The organism is Klebsiella electrica, assembly GCF_006711645.1.
Lineage (GTDB): Bacteria > Pseudomonadota > Gammaproteobacteria > Enterobacterales > Enterobacteriaceae > Klebsiella > Klebsiella electrica.
The window spans coordinates 2,962,002-2,985,861 of record NZ_CP041247.1 but is presented as its reverse complement, the minus strand read 5'-3'; the positions used below and the strand labels follow the sequence as shown (position 1 = coordinate 2,985,861).

Sequence of the window (23,860 nt, the reverse complement as noted above, 5' to 3'; positions counted from 1 at the left end):
ATGAGCGATATGACATTGCGTCAGAACGCCAGCAGCAGCCCGGTTAAAGGGCTGCTATGGCTATTATTATGCCTCGTTGCATTGATAAGCCTGCTGCCCAGCCTGCGGCTGCTCATCGCGGCGCTGCTTGACTGGCGGCAGGGCGGTGACAGCAGTTTGTGGCGTGTGCTGAGCAATCCCGCCACATGGACTGCGCTATATAACAGCCTTTATACCAGCGGTCTGGGAACGCTTATCTCCCTGCTGCTTGGCAGCCTGTTCGCCTTTTGCCTGGCGTTGACCAATATCCGCCTCAAGCAGGTGTGGGTATTCCTGTTTATGCTGCCGATGATGATCCCGCCTCAGGTTACCGCCCTGAGCTGGCTGCAGCTCTTCGGCCCGAGCAGCATTCTGCTTAACAGCATCGGGCTTGCGCCGGGTTTTGGCAGCGCGAATCCGCTCTATTCTGCCGAGGGCATTGCCTTGCTGCTTGGCATCCAGCATGCGCCGCTGGTGTTTCTGGCTCTGCGCACGCAGCTGCAATGCCTGCCGAAAGAGCATATTGAAGCGGCGAGACTCAATGGCGCCTCGCTGTGGCGGGTCTTTTTCGATATCGTGCTACCGCTGTGCCGCACCGCACTGTGGGCTGGCGCGGCGATCGCCTTCGTCTCCGCGCTTGGCAACTTCGGCATTCCGGCGATGCTGGGGATCCCCATATCCTACTTTGTGCTCCCGGTTTATATCTACCAGACGCTCTCCAGCTTTGGGCCTTCAATGCTTAATGAAGTGGCGGCGCTCTCGGTGCTGATGGGCGTGCTGGCGATCGGTATCGTTATCCTGCAAAGTCGTATGCAGCGACGCTACGCGCTGCCGCTGATTGGCATGGCCGGGCGCGCGTTGGGCTTTTCGCTGGGGAAATGGCGGCTGGCGATGGAAGTGCTGCTGGGGATTGTGCTGTTCGCTATTCTGATTGCGCCGCTGCTGGCTTTGATGGCGACGTCGCTGGTGCCGACGCTTGGCGTTCCGCTGAATGGCGATACGCTGACCTTTGCCGCCTGGCGGGGGATCGTCGATGCGCAGAGCGCCACCTGGCGCGCGCTGACCAACAGCATGCTGCTGTCGGTGTCCGCCGCGCTGGTGTTGATGCTGTTAAGCCTGCCGCTGGCATGGCTGCTGGTGCGCCATCCTACCCGGTTGCTACGTTGGCTCCACGGCGTCATTGATATTCCCTACACGCTCCCCGGCGTGGTTCTGGCGATCGCCTGCATCCTGCTGTTTGCGCGTCCGCTGCCGTTGCTGAATATCAGCCTCAGCGGAACATTGACGATTATCTTTTTCGCCTATCTTGCCCGTTTTCTGACCGTCTGCCTGAAGCCGGTGCACAGCAGCATGCTGCAACTGGACCCGGCGATGGAAGAGGCCGCAAGCCTGGCCGGAGCCAATGTCTCCCAACGATTACGCCATATTGTTCTGCCGCTGATGGCGCCCGCCGCGTTCGCTGGCGCGCTGCTGGTGTTTCTTTCCGCGGTGAACGAGCTGACCGTATCGGCGCTGCTATGGAGTGCCGGAAAAGAGACGCTTGGCGTGGTGATTTTCAACCTTGATGAAAGTGGCGATAAGGTGCTGGCGTCGGCGGTATCGGTGCTGGTGGTCGCACTGGTCGCGGTGGTGATGCTGTTGCTCAGCGCGCTCGGCAAATATTTACCCAAAGGAGTGATTCCATGGCAGAACTGAGGCTGGAACAGCTTAGCAAAGTCTTTGGCAACCAGACCGTGGTGCGGGATCTTGATCTGACCATCCCGCAGGGCGCATTTACCGCGCTGCTGGGGCCGAGCGGATGTGGCAAAACGACCACTTTACGTATCCTTGCGGGCCTGGAGCAGCTCAGCGGCGGTCGTTTGCTGTTGGGCGATCGCCTGCTGGCGGATACCTCGCTGCATTTGCCGCCGGAACAGCGTGATATGGGAATGGTCTTTCAGTCCTACGCCCTGTGGCCGCATATGACCGTAGCGGAAAACGTGGGTTATCCGTTGAAGCTGCGCAAAGTGCAGGGGGCCGCGCGTCGTCAGCGAGTGAGCGAAGCGCTGGAGATTGTCGAACTGGGCGCTTATGCCGAACGTTCGCCGCAGGATCTAAGCGGTGGGCAACGTCAGCGCGTGGCGCTGGCGCGCTGCCTGGTCTCAGAGCCTCAGGTTGTGCTGCTGGATGAACCGCTGGCTAATCTCGACAGACATTTACGCGCGACGATGGAGCAGACCTTCCGGGAGTTTCACCGTCGTACCGGGGCAACCTTTGTCTATGTTACTCACGACCAGGCGGAAGCGATGGCGCTGGCCAGCCATATCGCGGTGATGCATCAGGGGGCATTAATGCAGTGGGGCGCGCCGCAGCAGTTGTATCAACAACCGCAAAACGCGTGGGTAGCGCGTTTTATTGGCAAGGGGCAGGTTTTGTCTCTGTCCATCCCCGGCGGCAGCCGACAGCTGGATCGCGCTGTTCTGCATGAGGGGTTCTCCGGCGGTCAATATTATGCCCGGCAGTCGGTACTGGTTCGCCCGGAGCATGTGCAGTTAACGGCTGAAGGGCTGAGTGCCGAAGTCGAAAACTGTATCTATCAGGGAGAGCGCTATTTACTGGATTTACGTCTGGCGGACGGGCAATCGCTGAGCGCTTTCCATCACTCGCCGCTGCGGGCGCAGCAGAGCGTGCGCGTACAGCTGACGCAGGGCTGGCGTCTGGAGGCGGCGTGAAGATAGAGATCGTTAGCGGCTTACACCGCAAAGCCCCGGCCGCGATTTTGCTGAGTACGCCGAGCCAACGCATCCTGCTGGATGCGGGCGGCGCGCTGGAGCCAGATGAAGCGCCGTGGCCGGTACCCGCCGATATTGATGCGGTGCTGTTGAGCCATGACCATGTGGATCATATTGGCGGATTGAACCGTTTGCCGGCGGATATCCCCATCTATTGCAGCGCCGTCACGGCCCAGGCGCTGCCGCCCGGGCGTCGCGTCCATCCCATTGCCGTACGCGGGCAGTTTTCCCTTGGCGACATCACCGTGACCACCGGCAGTTGCGGCCATGCCTGGGGGGGCGTGTGGTTTCATCTTAACGTGGCGGGCGGCATTTTCTATAGCGGCGACATCAGTATGGAATCGATGCTGTTTCGCTTTGATGCGCCGCCCCCCGCAGACATTGCGCTGGTGGATGCTTCCTACGGTTTATACGATATTCCCCAGAGCCAGCAGCTGGAGAAACTGCGGGCCTATCTGTCGCAACCCACGCTGTGCCCCGTTCCTCCTTCCGGACGCGCCGCCGAACTGGCGCTATGGATGGCGCGAGATAACAGCCAGCCGGAGATTGCCCTGGATGCCGCTTGCCGGGCGATGCTTGTGCAGATGGCGGAAGATGACGAGGGGAGTCTGCAGCAGGGTATCGCTACGGCGTTACGGACGCTGGCGCAGACCAACCCGCTATTTTCGACTCAGGCGCCACTGGTGTTGGCCGCCGATCCTGACGGGATGAACGGTATGGCGGGCGTGCTGCGGGCGCGCGACGATTTCCACCATCGTGTTTTATTCACCGGCCATATGAACCGGGTCGCATATCAGCAGTGGCTGGCAGGCGAGGTCGATTTTTGCCGCTGGAATGTGCATCCGACGCTCTCCTGCCTGCAAAAGCTGGTCTCTCAACTGTCGTGCCGCTACGTTGTGCCGCTATTTACCGCGATTGATAATCCTGTCCGCTGGCAACAGGCGCTGAACTGCCAGCTGATGACTCATCCCATGATTGAGATGGAATTATGCCAATAATCTGTAAGCCCTTTGTTTTTGTTCGCCACGGCGAAACCGCCCTTAACCGGGACAAACTGATCGGCGGACGAACGGACGTGCCGCTCACCGATGAGGGGGAGTGGCAAGCGCAGGAAGTGCGCTCGCTGCTGAGCCGCTATCGCTGGAGCGGTATTGCCGTCAGTCCGCTATTGCGCGCCCGGCAAACGGCGGAGCTGGCGCTCCCCGATCTGCCCTATACGGTTTTTGATGACCTGCGCGAGCGGGACTGGGGCGATTTAGAGCTGCGCCCGTGGTCCGAACAGCCGCCGTATGAAGAGACGCCGCCGGGAGGAGAAAGCTGGGAGGCGTTTTGCCGCCGGGTGACTGACGTGCTGAACACGATCCTGACGCAGTACGACCGTCCGTTAATTATTGCCCATTCCGGCGTGTTCCGGGTGCTGCGCCGCTATGCTCTCGGTACCCCTTATGGCGCCCGACCGGGTAACGTTGTGCCGATGTGGATCTCTCCCGGACAACAGGCGAATGAGTGGCGGATTGTTCCGCTGGAGGAAGCCGATGAGCGCTAAGCCCTGCATTATTGTGGATATTGACGGTACCCTGGCGGAGTTTGATGCGGAAAAAATGCGTGACTGGGTACTGGGGAGCGAGAAACAGTGGCCCCCTTTTTTTGCGTTTATGGCGCAGGCGTTACCGAATGCGGCGATCGGCAAACTGGTGGCGTTGTTGCACGCCGGGCAGCAGTCGATTGTGATTTGCAGCGGGCGCCCCGATGGATTTCGTCACCATACCGAGGCGTGGCTGGCGCGGCACAATATTGCGTATGATGGCCTCTATCTGCGCCCGGAAGGCGACGATCATGTGGCAGATGAAGAGGTCAAAAAGGGGCTACTGCAGCAAATCATCGCCGATGGCTATCAGCCATGGCTGGTGATCGACGACCGTCAGGCCGTCGTGGATTTCTGGCGTAGCGCGGGACTGACCTGTCTGCAGTGCGCGCCCGGCGATTTTTGACCTCTGCCACGCGATCTGAGCAAGCCGGAGAGCACTAAAAAGGCGTCAGACATTCCCTCTGGCGCCTGTCCCGGGGGGCCGCGGAAAAAACTAAAGCGGCGTAATGGCTTCTACAACATGTTGAAAAACGTAGGGGGTCGGAAAGGCGTTCAAATTCTTCATCATCTGGATAAGTCACCGCGAGGTGATAGTTATCCTCTGACCCGTTCACGAAGGCGTTTCTGGCGCATGATGAATACAGCCCAGACCCGTTAAGGTCTTGTGCACGGCCTCAATAAGAGGGGTATGTGGTTCGTAGCCCAGAAAATCGATCAGTTTTGCATTGTCCATCCGGATTGGCTGTTGCCACAAATATCGCATCTCCAGCATTTCATGCAGCGTGGTGTTGAAAGGTGACAGCGCAAAGATGAGCCACCAGGGAAACGACTTTATCTTTGCCTGAATCCCGCTAAGTTGCGCGACATGCTGTATGGCCGCGGCCATCGCCGTGCCATCGGCGTCCCAGTGTCCGCGCATATGAAAACAGGCAAACGGTTCGAGTTGATCCCGACGCGCTAACAGCGCCGCAAGGGTTTCTGCGACGTCGGGCAGCCAGGCCCACTGATGACCTGTTCCGGCTTTACCCGGGTTTTTAATTATCCGCGGGCATTGTCCCGGCTTGATCCATCCCTGCGAAAACCAGTTATTGCCTGCGGCAGGGCCGAAGAAGTCGCCTGCTCGCAGAATCAGCACCTTTCCGCCACGCTGCGCGTAGGCTAACAGCGCCTTCTCCATCTGTACCCGTATTGCCCCTTTGCGGGTGACGGGATTTTGCGGGGAGTCTTCCCGCAACAGGGGAAAGGCATCCGGGCCGTAGTTATAAACGGTGCCAGGGAGAACGATTAAGGCGCCATTGCGTTCCGCTGCCTGGATAGTGTTATGTAACATTGGCAAAACCAGGTGTTCCCAGTTGCGATAACCCGGCGGATTAACGGCATGGACAATCACATGACACTCTGACGCGGCAGAGGCCACCTGCCGGGTATTCAGCGCATCGCCGCTTACCCACGTTATACTTCCGGGTTGTTCATTTTGCGGGGCGTTGCGGCGCAATGCATGAACGTCCCATTTTTCGCCGATGAGTTTACGCGCGATTTCGCTACCGATTCCACCTGTCGCGCCCAGGATGAGTACCTTGTTTTTGCTTTGCATGGTCTTACCTTTGCCGGATGTCTGCTGCTTGACAGCGTAATGCCAGCGCGAGCTAAATGTAATTGCATGACATCGGATAGCAGGTATGCATTTTTGTATGAAACTAAATATTCCATGGGAATGGTATCGCACCTTCCTGGCAGTGATGAAAGAGGGATCCCTGTCGGGGGCAGCCCGGATGCTCGCCATTACCCAGCCCACGGCGGGACGCCACGTCGCGGCACTGGAATCAGCATTGGGTCTGGTGTTGTTCATCCGTTCTCAGACTGGCCTGCAGCCGACAGATGCCGCCGTCGCGCTGCAGGGCCATGCGCAAGCGATGGAAAACACGGCCAGTATGATTGAGCGATCGGCTGCCGGCTTTAGCACCCGCACTGGCGAATTGCGTGGCGTGGTGCGTGTTTCTGCGAGTGAAATTATCGGCACCGAAGTTCTGCCGCCTCTGATTGCGCAAATTAAAGAGGCTCACCCGCAGGTTGCCATTGAGCTGGTTTTGTCTAACCGCATTCAGGATTTATTGCATCGGGAGGCGGATATTGCAGTACGCATGACCAGGCCGGTACAAGAGCAACTGATCGCACGTCGGATGGGCAGTATTGAAATGGGTCTGCATGCCGCACCTGCCTATCTGGCGCGGCATGCCGCGCCGGAGAGTATGGAGGCGTTGTTCACGCATACTCTGGTGGGCTTTGATAAAATCACGCCATTTATTTTACAGGCTCTGAAACAGTATCCGCAGCTGCATCGTGAGCGGTTTACCGTGCGCACTGACAGTGATGTGGCGCAGTTGAACCTTATTCGCGCAGGCGCCGGCATCGGGATATGTCAGGTGCGACTGGCCGACTTTCCTGTCCCGCTGCAGAGATTGCTGCCTGATTTCTTTGCCTTGCATCTCGACACTTGGCTGGTCATGCATGAGGATCTTCGCCAGAGCAAGGCCTGTAAAACGGTATTCGATATTCTTGCCGAGGGGCTACAGGCTTATATCACGAAGGCGAAACCGTGATATTCCCGCATCTCCCCCCCGGGCCGCAGAAGTGACCATTTAACTGTGGACGCATTGGCTGGTTGATTTATGCGCGGGCAGATAGCGCAAAGCGGTTTTCAAGGACATGGGCAATTTCATCTTCAGTCAGCAATTGCTTCTCTACTCTGTCCGCTGTAATCGTCTTAAGCGTATCGCCCAGCAGGATAAATCGTCCCTCGGGTCGATGCTGTATGACAAGCAACTTCTGTACAAAGACGGCATCGGGGTGCGTGGAGTTAAGGTAATTAGCCGGAACAAAGTCAATCCATTCCTGAGGTGAGAGGTCGAAACCGTATTGATCGGCCCAGCTTCCTTCAACCTTTGCCTGCAGCAGATAGTCGCCGCTCGCATCACGGCTAAGCCGGAAGGTATCGAAATCCTGGATGATGTCCGTCTCCAGTTCGTCTAAGGCCATCGGCGCGCGAATACCGTAGCTGCCAAATCCAAGGTCGCAAAGCCACTGACGGCCATCGACTTCGGCGATGACCGCCATATGGGTTTTAGGTCGGCGCGCAGGATAGAACATTGGCCGCGCCGCGACAAAACGGTAGGTCATACCCAGCGCCTCCAGCGCCATGGTAAACAGTCCGTTGAGTTCATAGCAGTAGCCGCCTCGTCTCTGGCGTAATAGCTTATCGGCAATATCATCAGGTACCATCGAAACGATGTGACCGGCCTGGACATCCAGATTCTCGAAGGGGATCGAAAAGAGCTGGTGACGCATGAGCGCGTGCAGCGTAGCGGTATCCGCAGCCGCGTGTCCGCTATAGCCTATGCGCCGGAAGTAAAGGGAAAGGTCAAAATTGTCGCTGTGCATGTGACTTCCTTGGCTGGTTTGTGTTGAACACACTATAGATGGCGCTCTGCATCGCCTGTATAGTCAGATTTATCAAAAACCAGACTATACAGATAGCGATGTCCGATCCCTTCCCGCCGACTCCCCACTACCGCCGAATCGCCGAAACGCTGCGGCTTACGCTCGCGTCAGGCGCTTTACGAGCCGGCGATCGTATTATCTCCGCGCGTAAACTGGCCGAGCGCGAGCAGGTCAGTCTCCCCACGGCGCTGGAAGCCCTGCGCTGTCTTGAGGCGGAGGGGCTGATTATCGCGCGACCGCGTTCAGGCTACTTTGTTCGCCAGATAACCCCCGGCGGGGAGGCGCAAAGCCCCGCGTCTTTACCAGGGCCCGTGCCGGTAACCATGTCCGCTATAGCCCGCTCGCTGTTCGGTAGCGCTGAAGCGCGTCTGGTCCCGCTTGGCGCCGCGCTACCCGATCCCGCCTGGCTGCCCGTAGATGCGCTGCAGCGGGCGTTACAGACAGCCGGTCGTCGGCTTGATGCGCGCGGACAGAGCTACAGCCTGCCTCCGGGGAGAGCAGACCTGCGTCGCAAGATTGCCGCTCGCGCTGCGCAGTGGGGGGGCCTTTTTGGCGCGGATGACCTGATCATTACCGCCGGCGCAACACAGGCGCTACGTCTGGCGCTCCATGCCGTGTGCCGGCCAGGCGATGCCGTGGCGATTGAGCAGCCCGCCTACTTCGGCACGCTCCTGCTGTTGGAGAGTCTGGGTCTGAAGGCATTACAGATCCCCACTGACCCGATTGAAGGTTTATTACTGGCGCCGCTTGAAGAGGCCATTCTGCGCCATCGTCCTGTCGCCGTTCTGGCCTCGCCCACGGTGCAAAATCCGTTGGGTGCCAGCATGCCCGTTGAACGCAAGCGGGATCTGGTGACCCTGCTTGCCAGTCAGGGCATTCCGTTAATTGAGGATGATGTATATGGCGATCTGGCCGGCGGCGCGCAGCGGCCGCCAGCGTGTAAAGCCTTTGACAGGTGCGGAAATGTTATTTATTGCAGCTCGCTGTCTAAAACCCTGGCGCCGGGCTGGAGAATCGGCTGGATTGCTGCCGGACGCTATCACGCAACGGTATTGCAGGCCCGCATGGCAGGGGAGTGGGCAGGCTCGCCGCTGATGGAAGCCGCGGCAAACGAGATTCTGGCCAGCGGTGATTATGACAGGCATCTGCGGCACCTGAAGCTGCGGATTGCGCAGGGTATCCGGGCTATTATCGCAAAGGTTGAAACCAGCTTCCCTCCGGGCACGCGCGTCGCCGCGCCAGAAGCCGGTTTTCTGATTTGGGTACAACTTCCGTCCGGGATAGAGGCGCTGGAGGTCCATCGTCGCGCTCTCGCCCTTGGCATTGGCGTCAGTCCGGGACCGCTGTTTTCCCCTGGGGCGGCGGAACTGCAAAACTACCTGCGGTTGAACTGCGCGAATGAACCCACCCGCCAGCTTTTACATGCGGTGGAACAACTCGGTAGCTTATGCCATGAATTGGTCAGGGGGCATTGACCGAATCGCCATAAGTTTAAAGATTATGGGGGGCACATATTGTCGGTATGGCTCAGTCTGAATATTGGTAAGCGCCCCATCTGCGACGTCTTGTGAAAATTGTCCTGTCTGGCAACAATCGCGCCCATCTATTTTGATGGACACGAACGATGAATTCCCAGACAACAAAAGATATTCCCTGCTTCCGTTCTTATTTGCCTGATGCCCTGCGTTTAAGATTTGAAGATAAACTGACCATCCGGGCCATCGCTCAGCGCCTCGGTCTCAGTCATTCCACAATACATACGCTTTTTCAGCGCTTTATTGCATCCGGTATCGCATGGCCATTGCCCGATTCAGTCTCATTCGCTCAGCTTGACGCCATCCTTTATGCCAACAGAAAAAATGAATCCACTCGCCCTGAAATCAGCGAGGAAAAATGGCGAAAAGAACGGCGAGCCAGCTACAGCCGTGAATTTAAGGTCAGTCTGGCTAAGCAGGCATTACAACCCGGTGCTGTTGTTGCCCGGATCGCCAGAGAGCACGATATCAATGATAACCTGCTGTTTAAATGGAAAAGCCAGTACGAGGACGGCTTACTGAGCGATGATGATATACAGGAATGCATGCCTGTCCCGGTGGCACTGACTGATACGCCAGAGCCGATCAGACCAGTTACAAATCCCTTCTGGCGTAACAAGCCTGATGAGTGCCCTGAGTGCGATCCCGAAAACGTCCCACGGTGCGAGCTGCATCTTAAATCAGGTGTGGTAAAACTGTTTGACCCTCTCACTCCGGAACTGTTACGGGCGCTAATCCGCGAAATGAAAGGCGGTGCCCGATGATAACTCTGCCAACCGGTACCAGAATCTGGATCATCGCTGGCGTCACAGATATGCGTTGTGGCTTCAACGGGCTGGCTTCGAAGGTGCAGAATACGCTGAAAGATGACCCGTTCTCCGGGCATATCTTCGTCTTCCGGGGCCGCAGTGGCAAAATGGTGAAAATACTGTGGGCCGATCGTGACGGGTTGTGCCTGTTCGCCAAACGCCTCGAGCAGGGCCGCTTCGTGTGGCCGGTGACCCGCGACGGGAAAGTGCATCTGACACCCGCCCAGTTGTCCATGCTTCTGGAGGGGATCGCGTGGCAACATCCAAAACGGACGGAACGGCCTGGTATACGGATATAACCCGTGATAAAACAGGGGAATGAACAACACACTCCCCGACGACATCGAGCAACTGAAGGCCCTGCTGATCGCACAGCAGGCGGTTATCGTCCGTCTGTCCGGTGAAATAACCGGCTATGCCCGCGAGATCGACTCACTCAGGGCGCTGGTCGCTAAACTGCAGAGAATGTTGTTCGGCCGCAGCAGCGAGAAAAACCGCGAGAAGATAGAAAAGAAGATCGCGCAGGCAGAAAAGCGCATAACCGAGCTCCAGAACAGGCTTGGCGAGGCGCAGTCGCAACTCACCTCAATGGCCGGAGATACGGGATCAAAAACATCAGACACTCCCGCCCGCAAAGCGCTTCCGGTAACACTCCCCCGTGACAGGCGGGTTATCTCCCCGGCAGAAACCGAATGCCCGGTCTGCAGCGGCAAACTAAAACCGCTGGGGGAAAGCATCTCTGAACAGCTGGATATCATCAACACTGCGTTCAGGGTAATCGAAACGGTCCGCCCAAAACTGGCCTGCAGTCGGTGCGACTGCATCGTGCAGGCACCACTGCCACCAAAACCCATCGAGCGCAGTTACGCCAGTCCGGCTCTGCTGGCACGCATTATCATGGCGAAGTTCGCTGAACACCTGCCGCTGTATCGTCAGTCGGAAATCTACGCCCGGCAGGGCGTGGAGCTGAGCCGCAATACGATGGGGCGCTGGGTTGACATTATGGGAGAACAACTTCGTCCGCTGTATGATGAACTGAACCACTATGTGCTGATGCCGGGTAAAGTGCATGCAGACGACACGCCGGTGAGTGTACTGGAGCCTGGTCAGGGTAAAACCCGTACCGGGCGGCTGTGGGTCTATGTTCGTGACGATCGTAACGCCGGCTCAACCATGCCGGCTGCCGTGTGGTTCTCCTACTCTCCCGACCGCAAAGGTATCCATCCACAGCAACATCTGGCGGACTACAGTGGTATCCTGCAGGCCGATGCCTACGCGGGTTACAACGCTCTTTATGAAAGCGGGCGGGTAACCGAAGCGGCCTGTATGGCACATGCCCGACGCAAGCTCCACGATGTTCACGTTCGCCATCCAACGGCGGTAACAGCAGAGGCGCTGAACCGTATCGGGGCGCTGTACGCCATCGAATCGGAGATCCGCGGTAGTCCGGCAGAAGAGCGACTGACAGCCAGGAAAGCCAGAAGTGTTCCGCTGATGCAGTCGCTGTACGACTGGATACAACAGCAGATGGGCACGCTGTCGCGTCACTCAGATACGGCGAAAGCGTTCGCATACCTGCTGAAACAATGGGATGCACTGAACGAATACTGCCGCAATGGCTGGGTGGAGATCGACAATAATCTGTGCGAAAACGCACTTCGAGTGGTGGCGCTGGGACGGCGTAACTACATGTTCTTCGGCTCTGATAGTGGTGGTGACAGTGCGGCAGTGATGTACAGCCTGCTCGGAAGCTGCAAACTCAACGGCATCGAGCCGGAGGCCTGGCTGCACCACGTGATCAGTGTCATCAATACCTGGCCTGCCAACCGCGTGAAAGATCTGTTGCCCTGGAACGTCACCCTCTCTGTAAACTAATTTTTACCCCACGTCCTTCACGAGGCGCTTACGAATATTGCACATTGCCGCTAACGTCCGCTCATAGCGGACTACGCCTGTTTACCGTAGTGTGCGTTGTCCCCAGTGTAATGCCAGCCTGGTACCGTCAGCTTGATAGCGCCAGTTTCAGATCTTCGGCATTAAAAACGGTGTCTGTCTTCAGGACGCCATATCTGGATATTATTGCAGAGAATAACGGTGCAAGAAGAGGTTATGAACGTACCGGGTTTTATGAAATTGGGCGAAAAAACGCTTCTGTTTTCTTGCCAATTAGATTGAATTCCTGAACACCTCTGCACTTGCATCTGTAAGTGTTGATGCCCGGTGTTCAGGGTGCGCTGACAAATAACGGGCAACCAAATCAAAACCCAGAGAATATCCCAGCCATCTGGGCAAATCGCCAGCACCGAAAAACCAGACATTATGGTTATAATCCGTGTTCTGCCATTCTCTTGATACCCGTGCCTTGTAAAGATTCATTTCATGTGAATCAAGACATTCCCAGGGTTCTGGCGGCCCCCCAAAGAGCTGAATAGCGAAATGCCCGGCTAATCCCTCGGAGACAAGAACTTCACCCAGAGAAAAGCCATATCCCGGACCACGCCATCTTGCTGCATGGTGGAGTTCATGAGCAAACATTCGTTCCAGTGATTGATTGGCATTAGCACAAAATGCCGGGTTCGCAGGATCAACCGTAATATACACAACCCCAGGTTCCGGGCAATATCCCAGATGTCCTTTTTCAGGAATAACATGGACTCCGGCTTTAACGATTACATCCAGAGAAGGTAATGGCATAGGGATATTGGCTTTCATGTACGTCTCTGACAGACATGTTTCAAGCCAGTTGTAATGTGCTGTTAGCTTCTTTTGCGCATTAAGGAAATGAAGAACCATCGATGACATGAGACCTCCTGTTTTAGGGGGTGAGGACCAATGGAACGAGATCATACGTTAGTGGGTAACTTTATGATATATCAAAATATAACAGAGAGAAAAACAGTCTGAAAATGCTGTCGTTATTAAGCGGGAAATGGCATTTAGTGGACCATCATGTCTCATGATCGATTTTTCAGACAATGATTTTTCAGACAATGATTTTTCTCTTCTCGGATGATTCTGGACACAGAGACGCCGTAGCCGCGACGTTCGGGAAAACTGATTTATTCAACAACGCCGCAGTATTATTATCTGGAATGAAATTTTGTTGGGATAGTCTCTGAATGACGTCTTATCAAAATAATAATCTGCCTGATGTGAAGTCAAAAACCCGGCATATTATGCCGGGGTAAGATTTTATTGCTGAATGCCTTCGACAGAGATTATCAGCTCAACGTCTTGTGACGCTGGTCCAAGATCGCTTTTAATATTAAAGTCTTTGAGGTGGATGTTGCCCTTGGCTTCAAAACCTGCGCGTTTACCGCCCCATGGATCATCCCCTTTACCAACTAGTTTTGCATTAAGGGTGACTGGGTGCGTTACACCATTGAGTGTCAGGTCACCGGTAATATCAAGGTTGTCACCATTTTGTTTCACTTCCTTCGACAAGAAAGTTGCTTCCGGAAATTTACTTACGTTCAGGAATTCAGCACCACGCAGATGTTTATCTCGTTCTGCGTGGTTAGTGTCGAGACTGCCGGTAGCGATTTTCACACTCACTTTATCAGCCGCTGGGTTAGATTCATCATAGGTGAAAGTCCCGTCAAAGTCCTTGAAGGTACCATATAACCAACTATAGCCGAGATGTTTAATCTTGAAGTTTATAAATGCGTGCTGCCCCTCTTTATCAATTTTATAATTAGCTGCAAAAGCAGGAGCGGATGAAAACAGGACAGCAAACAGCGAAAGACCCAGCAGGTGTTTTTTCATTTTTTAACTCCAGTTTGTGATGACGATTTACCAAGCATTCTGAGAAGTGTTTCGTCTTTATCGATAATATGGTGTTTAACGGCCATCAGCCCATGCATCACAGAGACAATAACAACGGCCCAGGCAACCCATAGATGGATTGTTCCTGCGAGATCCGCTTGTATTGCCGCATCGGTTAATGTTGCCGGAACTTCAAATAAACCAAACACATTAATGGGTTTACCATCTGCTGTTGATATTAGATATCCGCTAATGACAATGGTCAACAGGGTAGCATATAGAAATATATGCGCTAAACTCGCGCCAATGCGTGTCAGTCGCGAATAGCTTTTTAACGGGGCTGGCGGTGGTGAGATGACTCTCCATGCAATCCTAATCACCAATCCCATCATTAAAAGGATACCGATTCCTTTATGGATCTCCGGGGCTTTGTGATACCAGACATCGTAATAGCCTAATGTGACCATCCACAAACCTAAGGCAAACATCGCATAGACTGCTACTGCTGTCAGCCAATGCAAGGTTATGGATATAAGGCCAAACGTTGTTTTTGAGTTTGTCAGACGCATGAAATAAAAGCTCTGTTATGTAACAAAATACTAAAATGACGACATTCTGTTAATTAATCAATCATTAATTTGCGGATGATGTGAAATTAAATTCTAGTTCAAATTTATTGTTTAACCCCCATGTTTTTCCACTAGTTTTTAGCACAATAATTCATATTCCCTATTGGGTTTTATATAGTTAAGTAAATATCGTTTACATTAATTTGAGAAAATATTCATATCTTTATCAGACCGGATGGCGCTTTTATTCACATATTCGGCATATGACTCCGTTTGTGCTGCGACGCAGAGTCTGCCGTTTTGGCGCGCACGGATCCTGCCAGCTCATTATTTGTAGCGGAAATTGTTTTCTCTCGTTCTTACGTCTACGGTGGCGGCAAGACATAAGGCATATCTTAATCGCGCAGTGCCACGTTTCGACAATCTGTAACCCCTGTGCTTTTGTCCGCTCTGACGGGCGGAAAGATTAAAACCGCAAAAGTTGAGGTACAGTCGGTAGTGGGGGAAACGTGTCAGATCGCCACTTTCAGCAATGACATAACGGCAATGACCGCGCCAATCCCCGGATCGTACATAAGTGCTCGTAGTGACTCCGCGTCCGGGACATATGCAGAAACTGCCCAGCTTCGGGAAAATAAAGGGGCTGATAGTGGTTATTGCCAGTTTTTACTTACCCCTCGACTGATTATTTCATTGATTCCTTGGTAAAAATGGGCATAAAATAAGCATCTTTTACCAGGGTGGTTTGTCAATTAAAAAATAAGGAATACAAGTGAAACTTACAGTGCTGGTTGACAATAATACATTTATAGATCGCTATTTGATTGGTGAGCCTGGGGTATCTTATCTGATTGAATGCGATGGAAAGAAAATACTTTTTGATACCGGGTATTCAGACGTCTTTATAAAAAATGCCCAGATCTTAAATATTGATTTACTGGACCTCGATAGTATTGTTTTTTCTCATGGTCATAACGATCATACTTGGGGGTTGAATCATTTGATACAATATTATGATCGCGCGACCAATCCCCCGGCTAAAAAAATACAGTTAATCTGCCATCCTGACGCCTTAATCCCAAAGTATTATAATGCAAAGCCGATTGGTATAAACTTCATGTTGGAGGAAAATCATTATTTCTTCACGAAAATTTGTTCGGCAACTCCAGTTAATATAACAAAAAACATTATTTTCCTTGGGCAGATCCCACGAAATAACAATTTTGAGGCAACTGAATCTATAGGCCATACTCTCGATCATTGTGGTGATATATCAGATGACTTTGTTCGAGATGATTCTGCGTTGGTCGTAAAAACAAAAAAAGGAATAGTTGTCATTACCGGGTGTTCCCATGCCGGTATTTCTAATATTATCGAATATGCTAAACTGGTTAGCGGAGAAACACACATTGTTTCAGTGATCGGTGGGTTTCACTTGCAAAATGCGGATAAAAATACCTTGTCAAAAACAGGGGAGTATTTTCAAGAGCTGTCTGCGGACTCGCTTTATCCATGTCATTGTACCGACCTCGCCGCGAAAATAAACTTAGCCAGTTATGTAAAGATAAATGAAGTCGGTGTTGGCCTCAGGCTCCATTTTCCTGTTACAGAAGAGTGATTGCCGCTCATTGTCGGTTTCATCCAGATCTCAGGGGCAAAATCCGCAAGACTGACGCCAGTGCCCGCGCAGTCGTAGGGGCATAATGCTGAATCCAGCGGTAAAGTGTTGTACGCTCGACACTGTATTCGCTATCTGTGCCCCGGCAATGGCGGCTGGCATGATCGCCAGCAACGCCATCTCTCTCAACTGGCTTCACTGTTCAGAACGGATATTTCTGAAGGCTGCTCCTGTGACATCACGGTCAATTGCTCAGGACGTCTTTTCCGCAAGGAACTGACTTATCGATTCATAGCCAGCAAAGGCTAAACATCGTTGCCAGACAGTTCAACAACAGGCCGGATAATACGTTTAGCCAGTTTCTTTTGCAGTATTATGACCATAACAGGAAATCCACAGGCGGCTAATGCACTAACAACCAACAGTCTGTTGAGATTTTGCGTTGTTATTCCCGGGTCAGGTAGTAATAAGGAAGACAGAAAGAATGCGAGAGTTGTTATCAGGTACATTATTGCTGTCTGTAGTGAAGTAAAACTGGCTCGTCGTTCATCCTCAGGATACCGGACTGCAACCGATGAAGCGGCAACAAGTCGGCTATATGCAGCACCAGTAAATAAGGTTATAAATAGAACTGCATTATGATAACCCATTGCAGGCAGCAGCAAGCTTGCGACAAACAACAGAGTTGAAATGGTTGCCAGCATCAGCGCAGATAAATGCGATATCAGAATACCTGTTATTTTTGTAGACAAATAACCTGCTATCCCGCCACTTAAAAATAAAAAGGGTAATAAGTTTTGTGCTGCGCCCATATACTGCGTCATTAATGGAGTCAAAACAGGAATGATCAGCATGGGACTAAATTGTACCAGTGCAGGGCAAGAGGCGAAAAGTAAGGTTTGAGCGTCAATAGACAGATTTCTCTTCACGCCCGCTGGAAGCGTATCCCTGGGGACAATCAATATTATCAACGGTACAGACAGCAGGCAGAGTGAACTGATTAACCACAGCGCGCTATGCCAGCCATTGTGCGTGCACAAAAATAAGACCGCTGGCATGCCGACAATACTGACCATCGAAAATGAGGCAATCACCGTTGCCAGCATTTTTCCACGTAAGTTAAGCGGGGCACAGTTTATCAAAATGCTCATGCCCACTCCCATTGTTGTGCCACCAACCAGTCCTGCGCAAAATCGGAGGGCGAGTAGAGCGCCAAAATGAGTCATCAGTGTGGACAAAAATGTTAACACTGCCAGCAGCACCATATTCCTGATCAGGAATCGTTTTTTATTAACCCGGTCGATCATATAAAAAGCAACCATTCCGGAAAGGACGGCACCCAGTGTGTACATACCGGAAACATAGCCAGAAAATGATACGGGAACTGCAAGCCCGTCTGCCATAAAAGCAAAAACCGGCGTTAACGCCATATACTCCAGCGCATTAGTGAACTGGATAAAAGCCATGACAATGGCTATCCGCATGAGGGCTTTATGATTAAACGTCTGTGTGACCTGTAGCATAGCAAGCAACCTATGGATAAAAGATACCCTGAGTTTAACCGCTATCAATGGTGTGTATTATATGATAGAAATGGCATTTATTATTATCAAATATGGGATAATTGATGCGTCCGGCTCTTGATTTTAATACCCTGAAAGTGTTCATTGCGGTGGTTGAAAGAGAAAGTTTTGTTGGGGCATCTAAAGTCCTTGAAATGCCGACATCAAATGTCAGCCGCTGTATTTCTCAGTTAGAAGAAAGACTCAATCTTCAGCTCATAGAGCGCAGCACCCGACATATGAAACTCACCCCGGCGGGGCGTCTGCTCTATACCCGAGCGAAGCCATTACTGGAGGCGCTTGAGCAAACTGAGATAGAATTAACGTTGCGGCAAATGCAACTCAAGGGGCCTTTACGCATCTGTATTCCCAATGAAATAGGTCCCGCATTGCTGGGTTCTGTGATTGCCGATTTTGCCTGTCTGTACCCGGACCTGGAGATCAGCTGTATTACAAATTTGTCTGGCCTTGAATCTCTGCGCGATGATCTGGATTTAGCTATCATTATTACCCGTGGTCAGATGGAGGACGGTGACTATATAGCCCGTCATCTGGTGACGATCCCTTGCACTATTGTGGCAGCCCCGTCCGTTATTCAGCGTTATGGTACCCCTTCTCATATCCGGCAATTTGCAGAATTACCCTGTATTACAACGGTAAGTGCACTGAAAGGCGCGCCCTGGCAGTTTGTTAATATCAAGGGGGGATTCGAGACCATTAAGGTTAATGGGCATTATCGGGTAAACAGCGGAGAGATGGCAGGCCGCGCGGCGCTAGCAGGTGTCGGTTTTGCAATTCTATCGAAACAAGCCTGCCAACCCTACATTAGCGATGGACGGTTGATTGAGGTTGAGTTTGAACAAGCGCCGGCGCCATTGCAATTGTTCGCACTGTATTCCGACCGGCGTTACTTGCCCGCTAAAACAAGAGCGCTCATTGATTTCATGCATCAGAAATTGCGCAATGACTGACGGAATACAACAGCGCCTGAATAACCTGCCGCCAGCGGTAAACCCGGAAATCGCAAAACGTGCGTGGAACTAAAACCGGCATGCTGACAGGCGAGCGGCGAAACAAAGCGCCAGGGTGAGCCGATAAAAAGCGGCTGCGCGCAGGCTTTTTATCGGCGCACGGCACGAACGGTTAGGGGTTCTCCAGCAGGGTGGAAAGACGCGCCAGCACAGCGGCGCATCCGGCCAGCACCAGATTGCCGTTTAACAGACCATTATCGGCGAGAAACGCATTACTGACACCGCCCGCTTCGACAATGATCAACATCCCCGCCAGCGCGTCCCAGCTGTTCATATGCTCTTCGTAATAGGCATGCACCTGCCCGCTGGCAACGTGGGCGAGCATCAACGCCCCGGCGCCAAAGCGGCGATACTCCATTCCGCCATTGAGCACGCGGTCCAGGGCGCGGGTATAGTTTTCGACCGGCGCGCGGCTCGAGCGCCCGATACCGATAACCACCGTTTCCGGATCCGGCTCGCGTAGCGTCAGACGCCGATCGTTAAGAAATGTCCCTGCGCCACGGCGGGCAAAGAAAAACTCATTCCGGTCCGGGGCGTAGATAATCCCCAGCTCCGTGGTGTTCTCGCGAACGTAAGCCAGCGAGATGCACCAGTAATCCATCCCCTGAATATAGTTGGTGGTCCCGTCGATAGGGTCCAGTACCCAGGTACCGTGCTCGCCAGCCTGCAGGCCGCTCTCTTCCCCGAGAAAACCATCCTGTGGGCAGTGGGCATTCAGCCAGCTTTTGATCTCTTTTTCCACATACAGATCGGCATGTGAAACAAAATCCTGGCGGGCTTTTTTATCCACTTGTAACCCGGCATTGCGTAATGCCTGCGCTTCTGCGCCCAACCGGCGAATCAATACACATAATGATTGTTGCTGTTCTTCCGTCATGGCCTGCTCTTTTGAGGTGATGGCGACGTGCGCCGGGAAATGAGCTCTACATCCACCCAGGTTGTCCGCGAGGGTTGCAACGGATCGTCCGCGCGCTCCAGGAGGCGGGTTAATGCCTGGCGGGAAATCTCCGCAACGTCCTGATGCAGGGTGGTGAGCTGATAACTGTATTGCGCCGTTTGTGGCGTATTGTCAAAACCGATGAGCTGAAAATCGTCCGGGGCGTGCCTGCCGCGCTGGCGCATCCCGTCAAGAAAACCGCAGGCCAGCTGCGCATTGGCGCAGAAGATGCCATCAAGGGTCTCATCGGCACTGACTGCGGCCTGAAACCCACCGTCATAACCCTCGTCGGGCGCGATGATCGCCTGCAGATTGCGGGTGGTGTCGACACCGAAGGTCTGTAGCGCCTGATAAAAAGCATCGCCGCGCATTCGTCCGGCCCAGGTGGAGTGCGCGGTATTGAGCCAGCCGAAACTATGGCAGCCGTTGCGCACCAGCTGTCCGGCGGCGAGGGTTGCGCCGTAGACGTTGTCTGAGCTGACGTAATCCACAAAGGGGATATCCGGCTGGCGGTTGATGCCTACCACCGGGATCTGTTGCGACACGCACTCATTCACCAGCGATTCCGGTGGCTGACCCGAGGTCACGATCACCCCGGACACACGGAACTGGGAAAAACGGCGCAGCGTGCGGGCCAGGTCCTTTTCGCTGCGAATTTCACTCACCAGCGCCTGAAAACCACAGCGCTGGATCTCGCTCAACAGAGCATCCAGCAGGCTGCTGCGAAACGGGTCGCTGATGCGTGAGACAATCACGCCAACCAGATGGCTGCGGCGGCGGTTGAGCCCCTGCGCGAGAAAGTTAACCTGATAACCCAGCTCCTCCGCCGCGCGCAGGACCCGCTCCCGGGTGTCGGGGGAGATACTGCCATTATTGCTCAGCGCGCGTGAGACCACCGCCCGTGAGACGCCCGCCCGGTGGGCGACATCCTGCGCGGTGACGCTCTGTTTACGGGGGACTGAACTCATGCCGGGCGTTCCTGCGCAGAAATCACGGGGGCGTTGAGCGCGCATTGCAGGCCGTCATGGCTGACGAACAATCCGCTCCACGGCTGGCAAGCGCGCTTAAGGTCATCCAGTATCGCGTCGTGACAGTGATAGAGTCCCAGCGCCGGGAGATTCAGTTGCTGAAACAGCGCCAGACAGGAGGCAAAATCGCCGTGTGACGCCTCACTGCTGAGGGCCGTCAGCGACGCACATTCCTGGAAAGCAAGATCGACGCCCTCCATAAGCGCCACTGACTCTGGCGTTGGGCGGCCGTCACCGCTGTAAAACAGCGTCTGCTGGCCCTGGGTGATACGAATGGCGCGGTTGGTGAGCTCATGCCGGGTTTCGGCGGTCTGGATATGCCAGTCGTGCCACGTCCATGCGTCGGCGGTGTCGCGCCAGTCGAGATCAAAACACAGCGTGGTCTGCGGCCAGGTGGCGAGCGCGGCCAGTTGCCTCAGCACGGGGCGCTGCTGCGGCTGACTGTAAATAATCAACGCTTTGTGGCGCGAGAAGCTGTGCCAGTAGTTGAGCAGCGCCGCCAGCCCGCTACAGTGGTCCGGGTGAACGTGGGTAAAATAGACGGCGTCGATAGCATTGGCGTCTCCCCCGCGTTGCCACAAGGCCCGGGGAATGGTGGGGCCGCAGTCAATCAACCATTGCCGGTTCGCCTCATCGATTATCCGCAGCGCAGAGGTATTTTGTTCACGGGAGAAGGCGCTGCCGCACCCAAGTACATCTATTTTCATTTTCCCTCACCAAAAAATGTTTGACGCTTAATTAAATTGTCACAAATACCCGACAAAGTAGGCTCACATAATGTCGAGTCAACATTGCATTTTTTTTACATTCGAATGAACACGTGTTCATTGCAGTAAAAAAAGTCCACGCAGCGATTTTTGGGTAATGAATATGAGTTATTTACAGATTGCCGGGCTTCAAATTAGCTATGGCGAAAAGGTTGTGTTGCATAATATCGATCTGCAGGTCGGGAAAGGCGAGATGATTGCCCTGTTGGGGCCGTCCGGCTGCGGAAAAACAACGCTTCTCAATGCGCTTTGTGGTTTTATTCCGGTAAAAACCGGGGAGATTACCGTTGCCCATCGCGATATTACCCACAGTGCGCCGGAGCAGCGCAATATCACGATGGTATTTCAAAGCTACGCGCTGTGGCCGCATCTGACGGTGGCGCGCAATATTGGCTATGGGCTGAAACTGCGCAAATGGCGTCGTGACGATATTGACCGCCGCGTCACGGAACTGCTCGGCATCGTCAATTTGACCGGTCTGGCGGATGTGAAGGTGACGGAGCTTTCCGGCGGGCAGCGGCAACGTGTCGCTCTGGCGCGGGCGCTGGCCATTGAGCCGGACGTGCTGGTACTGGATGAACCGCTGTCGAATCTCGATGCCAAAGTGCGTCTCAATGTGCGGCATGAAATAAAAACCCTGCAAAAACGTCTCGGCTTTACCTCATTAATTGTCACCCACGATCAGCAGGAAGCGCTGGTTATGGCTGACCGCATCGCGGTGTTAAATAATGGCCGCATCGAGCAAACAGGCACGCCGGAAGATATTTATCAACGTCCCGCCACACCATTTGTTGCAGATTTTATGGGGGCGGACAATAAAATTTCTGCCAACCAACTCTTCGCCGCTCAGGACATTTCCCTGTGCGTCCAGGGGAAATATTCCGCTGACGATTTTCGCGACCGGACGCTTTATTTTCGCAGCGCCGATACGGCGCTCGGTGCGTTAACCACCCGCATGCCTGACGAGGGCTTAAGCCTGAATGGCGTAGTCGAGCAAAGTGTTTTTCTTGGCAATTTATATCGCCACAGCGTGCGCTGCCGCGATCGCGTGTTACTGGCGGATTCAAGCCAGTGCTGGCCCGTGCAGTCATCCGTGCGACTGCACGTTCCGGCCGCCGCGTTACATATTTTTCCATCGTCTCAAGCAAATTAACTTCATTGTGTTCATTTTGGGGATAGACCATGTTGACTAAAACGAAAGCTGCGGTAGTGACTGCATTGTTTCTGAGCTACGGCGCGCAGGCCGACACCATCCTGAACGTTGCCACCGCAGGCGATCAGAATATGGTGGATTACGTGAAAACCTGGCTGGGGCCGAAGTTTGAAGCGGCGCATCCGGGCGTAAAAGTGCAGGTGGTGGGGACCGGTCCCGGCGATGCCGGCTCAAATAAAATTATCGAGAAACTGAGCGCGCAAAAAGAGAGTGGCGCGAAGACCTGGGATATTGATGTGGCGGTCGTTCATCAGAAAGCCGGTGGCGAGCTGGTGGAAAAGGGGCTGCTGGAGAAATACCGCCAGCATATTAGCACTGGCAGCATGGTGAGCGCCGATAGCGCCAAAAATGCCCTCGGCGTGAACGTCGACGGCTACGTGATGCCGATGTTCTTAAGCCAGACCGCTATCGCATGGAACAGCGAAGCCATCAAAACGCCCCCGGCGTCTTACGATGAGCTGGTGAGCTGGGCGCAGAAAAACCCGCAGGCTTTCGGCTATAACGGCATCAAAAACGGCATGTCCGGCGTGAGCTTTGTGGTGGGCTGGATGTACGCCTACGGCACGGACGCCCGGCGTCTGTCTGCGCTGCCTTACGACAAAGGCGTGGAGAAAAACTGGAACCAGGCCTACGAGAAGCTGAAGGCCTTCAATAAGAATGTGACCTTCACGCCAGGCAATGCCGGTACGCTCGATATGCTCAGCCGCGGCGAGATCACCATGGGGCCGGTGTGGGTGGATATGTTCTACAGCTGGAAAGATCAGGGCAAGCTGCCGCCGTCTATCAAGCTGGCGCTGCTGTCGCCGGGGATGCCGGGACAGCCGATGTACTACGTGATCCCGGCGAAGGCGGCAAACCCACAGCTGGCGCGTGAATTTATCGAGCTGGCAACCAGCCCGGACGTGCAGGCGCAGGGGATCGTGAAACAGTTTAACTGGTACCCAGGGATCAATGCGGAGTACGTGAAGCCGAAGCTGGATCCGGCGACCTGGCAGAAGCTGTTCGCGGAAATCTCCCCGAAAGCGCTGGCGGACTACGGCAAAAGTTTCCCGATCGCCCCTTACTTTGACGACATAAAAGAAGGCTACGAAAGCCAGGTCGCCAACTAATTATACCCGTCATACTTCCCGCTGCAGGCGCGTTGGCTACAC

General features: G+C 54.0%; 23 protein-coding genes and 3 pseudogenes. 15 read left to right on the top strand and 11 right to left on the bottom strand.

The window, feature by feature from the left end; all coding sequences use genetic code 11:
- From Electrica_RS14245 to Electrica_RS14225, 5 genes are read left to right on the top strand one after another with little or no spacing between them, the layout of a single operon-like run.
- The gene (locus tag Electrica_RS14245) at nt 1-1,713 is read left to right on the top strand and encodes an ABC transporter permease (protein WP_224742482.1); all 1,713 of its coding nucleotides are present in this window, start codon (nt 1-3) and stop codon (nt 1,711-1,713) included.
- Nucleotides 1,701-2,729: an ABC transporter ATP-binding protein gene (locus tag Electrica_RS14240; protein WP_141964791.1), complete on the top strand. Its 1,029-nt coding sequence runs from the start codon at nt 1,701-1,703 to the stop codon at nt 2,727-2,729. The genes Electrica_RS14245 and Electrica_RS14240 overlap by 13 nt, the downstream gene beginning before the upstream one ends.
- Complete coding sequence (locus tag Electrica_RS14235) at nt 2,726-3,787, top strand: MBL fold metallo-hydrolase (protein WP_160703622.1); 1,062 nt, start codon at nt 2,726-2,728, stop codon at nt 3,785-3,787. Before Electrica_RS14240 ends, Electrica_RS14235 begins: the two co-directional genes overlap by 4 nt.
- Nucleotides 3,778-4,335 (top strand): histidine phosphatase family protein, encoded by a 558-nt coding sequence (locus Electrica_RS14230; RefSeq protein WP_100683870.1) that lies wholly within the window; start codon nt 3,778-3,780, stop codon nt 4,333-4,335. The genes Electrica_RS14235 and Electrica_RS14230 overlap by 10 nt, the downstream gene beginning before the upstream one ends.
- Nucleotides 4,325-4,780, top strand: a complete 456-nt coding sequence (locus tag Electrica_RS14225; RefSeq protein ID WP_131050060.1) for a phosphatase domain-containing protein — start codon at nt 4,325-4,327, stop codon at nt 4,778-4,780. The genes Electrica_RS14230 and Electrica_RS14225 overlap by 11 nt, the downstream gene beginning before the upstream one ends.
- Nucleotides 4,781-4,870: 90 nt before the next feature.
- Here Electrica_RS14225 and Electrica_RS28905 read toward each other — a convergent pair.
- Both Electrica_RS28905 and Electrica_RS14220 read right to left on the bottom strand, forming a co-directional pair.
- A pseudogene (locus Electrica_RS28905) lies at nt 4,871-4,976 on the bottom strand (hypothetical protein); the annotation flags it as partial.
- A gap of 11 nt (nt 4,977-4,987) precedes the next feature.
- Nucleotides 4,988-5,971: an NAD-dependent epimerase/dehydratase family protein gene (locus Electrica_RS14220; RefSeq protein WP_131050061.1), complete on the bottom strand. Its 984-nt coding sequence runs from the start codon at nt 5,969-5,971 to the stop codon at nt 4,988-4,990.
- Between the two features lie 97 nt (nt 5,972-6,068).
- Between Electrica_RS14220 and Electrica_RS14215 the strand changes: the two genes are divergently transcribed.
- On the top strand, nt 6,069-6,977 hold the full coding sequence (locus tag Electrica_RS14215) for a LysR family transcriptional regulator (RefSeq protein WP_141964790.1): 909 nt from the start codon (nt 6,069-6,071) through the stop codon (nt 6,975-6,977).
- Between the two features lie 67 nt (nt 6,978-7,044).
- Here Electrica_RS14215 and Electrica_RS14210 read toward each other — a convergent pair whose 3' ends face one another.
- Nucleotides 7,045-7,815 (bottom strand): arylamine N-acetyltransferase family protein, encoded by a 771-nt coding sequence (locus Electrica_RS14210; RefSeq protein WP_141964789.1) that lies wholly within the window; start codon nt 7,813-7,815, stop codon nt 7,045-7,047.
- A gap of 38 nt (nt 7,816-7,853) precedes the next feature.
- Between Electrica_RS14210 and Electrica_RS14205 the strand changes: the two genes are divergently transcribed.
- The 4 genes from Electrica_RS14205 (at nt 7,854) to tnpC (ending at nt 12,094) form a co-directional block, all read left to right on the top strand.
- Nucleotides 7,854-9,350 carry an aminotransferase-like domain-containing protein gene (locus Electrica_RS14205; RefSeq protein ID WP_141964788.1) on the top strand — a complete coding sequence of 499 codons (1,497 nt, stop codon included), beginning with the start codon at nt 7,854-7,856 and terminating at the stop codon, nt 9,348-9,350.
- A gap of 149 nt (nt 9,351-9,499) precedes the next feature.
- Nucleotides 9,500-10,174, top strand: coding sequence for an IS66-like element accessory protein TnpA (tnpA, locus tag Electrica_RS14200; RefSeq protein ID WP_141964153.1), 675 nt, complete (start codon nt 9,500-9,502; stop codon nt 10,172-10,174).
- On the top strand, nt 10,171-10,518 hold the full coding sequence (gene tnpB, locus Electrica_RS14195; RefSeq protein ID WP_141964154.1) for an IS66 family insertion sequence element accessory protein TnpB: 348 nt from the start codon (nt 10,171-10,173) through the stop codon (nt 10,516-10,518). The genes tnpA and tnpB overlap by 4 nt, the downstream gene beginning before the upstream one ends.
- 19 nt (nt 10,519-10,537) lie before the next feature.
- A complete protein-coding gene (gene tnpC, locus Electrica_RS14190) occupies nt 10,538-12,094 on the top strand; it encodes an IS66 family transposase (protein ID WP_141964155.1) in 1,557 nt (518 codons plus the stop codon).
- A gap of 291 nt (nt 12,095-12,385) precedes the next feature.
- Here tnpC and Electrica_RS14185 read toward each other — a convergent pair whose 3' ends face one another.
- From Electrica_RS14185 to Electrica_RS14170, 4 genes and pseudogenes are all read right to left on the bottom strand, one after another.
- Nucleotides 12,386-13,021: a DUF2268 domain-containing putative Zn-dependent protease gene (locus Electrica_RS14185; protein ID WP_141964787.1), complete on the bottom strand. Its 636-nt coding sequence runs from the start codon at nt 13,019-13,021 to the stop codon at nt 12,386-12,388.
- A 390-nt stretch (nt 13,022-13,411) separates the two neighbouring features.
- Nucleotides 13,412-13,984, bottom strand: coding sequence for a YceI family protein (locus Electrica_RS14180; protein ID WP_141964786.1), 573 nt, complete (start codon nt 13,982-13,984; stop codon nt 13,412-13,414).
- Nucleotides 13,981-14,553: a cytochrome b gene (locus tag Electrica_RS14175; RefSeq protein ID WP_141964785.1), complete on the bottom strand. Its 573-nt coding sequence runs from the start codon at nt 14,551-14,553 to the stop codon at nt 13,981-13,983. The genes Electrica_RS14180 and Electrica_RS14175 overlap by 4 nt, the downstream gene beginning before the upstream one ends.
- Before the next feature lie 330 nt (nt 14,554-14,883).
- Nucleotides 14,884-15,131 (bottom strand): annotated as a pseudogene (locus tag Electrica_RS14170) (IS110 family transposase); the annotation flags it as partial.
- Nucleotides 15,132-15,325: 194 nt separating this feature from the next.
- Between Electrica_RS14170 and Electrica_RS14165 the strand changes: the two are divergent.
- Together Electrica_RS14165 and Electrica_RS29460 are read left to right on the top strand one after the other, a co-directional pair.
- Nucleotides 15,326-16,171, top strand: a complete 846-nt coding sequence (locus tag Electrica_RS14165; protein ID WP_141964784.1) for an MBL fold metallo-hydrolase — start codon at nt 15,326-15,328, stop codon at nt 16,169-16,171.
- A 245-nt stretch (nt 16,172-16,416) separates the two neighbouring features.
- Nucleotides 16,417-16,521: pseudogene (locus tag Electrica_RS29460) on the top strand (IS30 family transposase); the annotation flags it as partial.
- On the opposite strand, the gene Electrica_RS14160 reads toward Electrica_RS29460, so the two are convergent.
- The gene (locus tag Electrica_RS14160; protein WP_131050068.1) at nt 16,477-17,694 is read right to left on the bottom strand and encodes an MFS transporter; all 1,218 of its coding nucleotides are present in this window, start codon (nt 17,692-17,694) and stop codon (nt 16,477-16,479) included. The pseudogene Electrica_RS29460 and the gene Electrica_RS14160 overlap by 45 nt on opposite strands.
- Before the next feature lie 104 nt (nt 17,695-17,798).
- On the opposite strand from Electrica_RS14160, the gene Electrica_RS14155 reads away from it, so the two are divergent.
- Nucleotides 17,799-18,704, top strand: coding sequence for a LysR family transcriptional regulator (locus tag Electrica_RS14155; protein ID WP_100683862.1), 906 nt, complete (start codon nt 17,799-17,801; stop codon nt 18,702-18,704).
- Nucleotides 18,705-18,876: 172 nt separating this feature from the next.
- Here the strand turns inward: Electrica_RS14155 and Electrica_RS14150 are convergent, their stop codons facing one another.
- Genes Electrica_RS14150 through Electrica_RS14140 form a run of 3 tightly spaced genes read right to left on the bottom strand, consistent with a single transcriptional unit; the run spans nt 18,877 to nt 21,436 of the window.
- Nucleotides 18,877-19,641, bottom strand: a complete 765-nt coding sequence (locus tag Electrica_RS14150) for an inositol monophosphatase family protein (protein WP_141964783.1) — start codon at nt 19,639-19,641, stop codon at nt 18,877-18,879.
- Nucleotides 19,638-20,669, bottom strand: a complete 1,032-nt coding sequence (locus Electrica_RS14145; protein ID WP_141964782.1) for a LacI family DNA-binding transcriptional regulator — start codon at nt 20,667-20,669, stop codon at nt 19,638-19,640. The genes Electrica_RS14150 and Electrica_RS14145 overlap by 4 nt, the downstream gene beginning before the upstream one ends.
- Entirely contained in the window at nt 20,666-21,436 is a 771-nt protein-coding gene (locus Electrica_RS14140; protein ID WP_141964781.1) for an MBL fold metallo-hydrolase, read from the bottom strand. Before Electrica_RS14140 ends, Electrica_RS14145 begins: the two co-directional genes overlap by 4 nt.
- 163 nt (nt 21,437-21,599) lie before the next feature.
- Between Electrica_RS14140 and Electrica_RS14135 the strand changes: the two genes are divergently transcribed.
- Together Electrica_RS14135 and Electrica_RS14130 are read left to right on the top strand one after the other, a co-directional pair.
- Nucleotides 21,600-22,649: an ABC transporter ATP-binding protein gene (locus Electrica_RS14135; RefSeq protein ID WP_141964780.1), complete on the top strand. Its 1,050-nt coding sequence runs from the start codon at nt 21,600-21,602 to the stop codon at nt 22,647-22,649.
- Nucleotides 22,650-22,678: 29 nt separating this feature from the next.
- Nucleotides 22,679-23,818 carry an ABC transporter substrate-binding protein gene (locus Electrica_RS14130; protein WP_141964779.1) on the top strand — a complete coding sequence of 380 codons (1,140 nt, stop codon included), beginning with the start codon at nt 22,679-22,681 and terminating at the stop codon, nt 23,816-23,818.
- Nucleotides 23,819-23,860 lie beyond the last annotated feature (42 nt).

Bases quoted from the DNA above. Each gene is read 5' to 3' on its own strand.
- Electrica_RS14160 (WP_131050068.1), bottom strand. From the start codon at position 17,694: ATGCTACAGGTCACACAGACGTTTAATCATAAAGCCCTCATGCGGATA.
- Electrica_RS14230 (WP_100683870.1), top strand. From the start codon at position 3,778: ATGCCAATAATCTGTAAGCCCTTTGTTTTTGTTCGCCACGGCGAAACC.
- Electrica_RS14140 (WP_141964781.1), bottom strand. From the start codon at position 21,436: ATGAAAATAGATGTACTTGGGTGCGGCAGCGCCTTCTCCCGTGAACAA.
- Electrica_RS14155 (WP_100683862.1), top strand. From the start codon at position 17,799: ATGCGTCCGGCTCTTGATTTTAATACCCTGAAAGTGTTCATTGCGGTG.
- Electrica_RS14225 (WP_131050060.1), top strand. From the start codon at position 4,325: ATGAGCGCTAAGCCCTGCATTATTGTGGATATTGACGGTACCCTGGCG.
- Electrica_RS14240 (WP_141964791.1), top strand. From the start codon at position 1,701: ATGGCAGAACTGAGGCTGGAACAGCTTAGCAAAGTCTTTGGCAACCAG.
- Electrica_RS14220 (WP_131050061.1), bottom strand. From the start codon at position 5,971: ATGCAAAGCAAAAACAAGGTACTCATCCTGGGCGCGACAGGTGGAATC.
- Electrica_RS14145 (WP_141964782.1), bottom strand. From the start codon at position 20,669: ATGAGTTCAGTCCCCCGTAAACAGAGCGTCACCGCGCAGGATGTCGCC.
- tnpA (WP_141964153.1), top strand. From the start codon at position 9,500: ATGAATTCCCAGACAACAAAAGATATTCCCTGCTTCCGTTCTTATTTG.
- tnpC (WP_141964155.1), top strand. From the start codon at position 10,538: ATGAACAACACACTCCCCGACGACATCGAGCAACTGAAGGCCCTGCTG.
- Electrica_RS14205 (WP_141964788.1), top strand. From the start codon at position 7,854: ATGGCGCTCTGCATCGCCTGTATAGTCAGATTTATCAAAAACCAGACT.
- Electrica_RS14150 (WP_141964783.1), bottom strand. From the start codon at position 19,641: ATGACGGAAGAACAGCAACAATCATTATGTGTATTGATTCGCCGGTTG.
- Electrica_RS14180 (WP_141964786.1), bottom strand. From the start codon at position 13,984: ATGAAAAAACACCTGCTGGGTCTTTCGCTGTTTGCTGTCCTGTTTTCA.
- Electrica_RS14215 (WP_141964790.1), top strand. From the start codon at position 6,069: ATGAAACTAAATATTCCATGGGAATGGTATCGCACCTTCCTGGCAGTG.
- Electrica_RS14175 (WP_141964785.1), bottom strand. From the start codon at position 14,553: ATGCGTCTGACAAACTCAAAAACAACGTTTGGCCTTATATCCATAACC.
- Electrica_RS14185 (WP_141964787.1), bottom strand. From the start codon at position 13,021: ATGTCATCGATGGTTCTTCATTTCCTTAATGCGCAAAAGAAGCTAACA.
- tnpB (WP_141964154.1), top strand. From the start codon at position 10,171: ATGATAACTCTGCCAACCGGTACCAGAATCTGGATCATCGCTGGCGTC.
- Electrica_RS14135 (WP_141964780.1), top strand. From the start codon at position 21,600: ATGAGTTATTTACAGATTGCCGGGCTTCAAATTAGCTATGGCGAAAAG.
- Electrica_RS14245 (WP_224742482.1), top strand. From the start codon at position 1: ATGAGCGATATGACATTGCGTCAGAACGCCAGCAGCAGCCCGGTTAAA.
- Electrica_RS14130 (WP_141964779.1), top strand. From the start codon at position 22,679: ATGTTGACTAAAACGAAAGCTGCGGTAGTGACTGCATTGTTTCTGAGC.
- Electrica_RS14210 (WP_141964789.1), bottom strand. From the start codon at position 7,815: ATGCACAGCGACAATTTTGACCTTTCCCTTTACTTCCGGCGCATAGGC.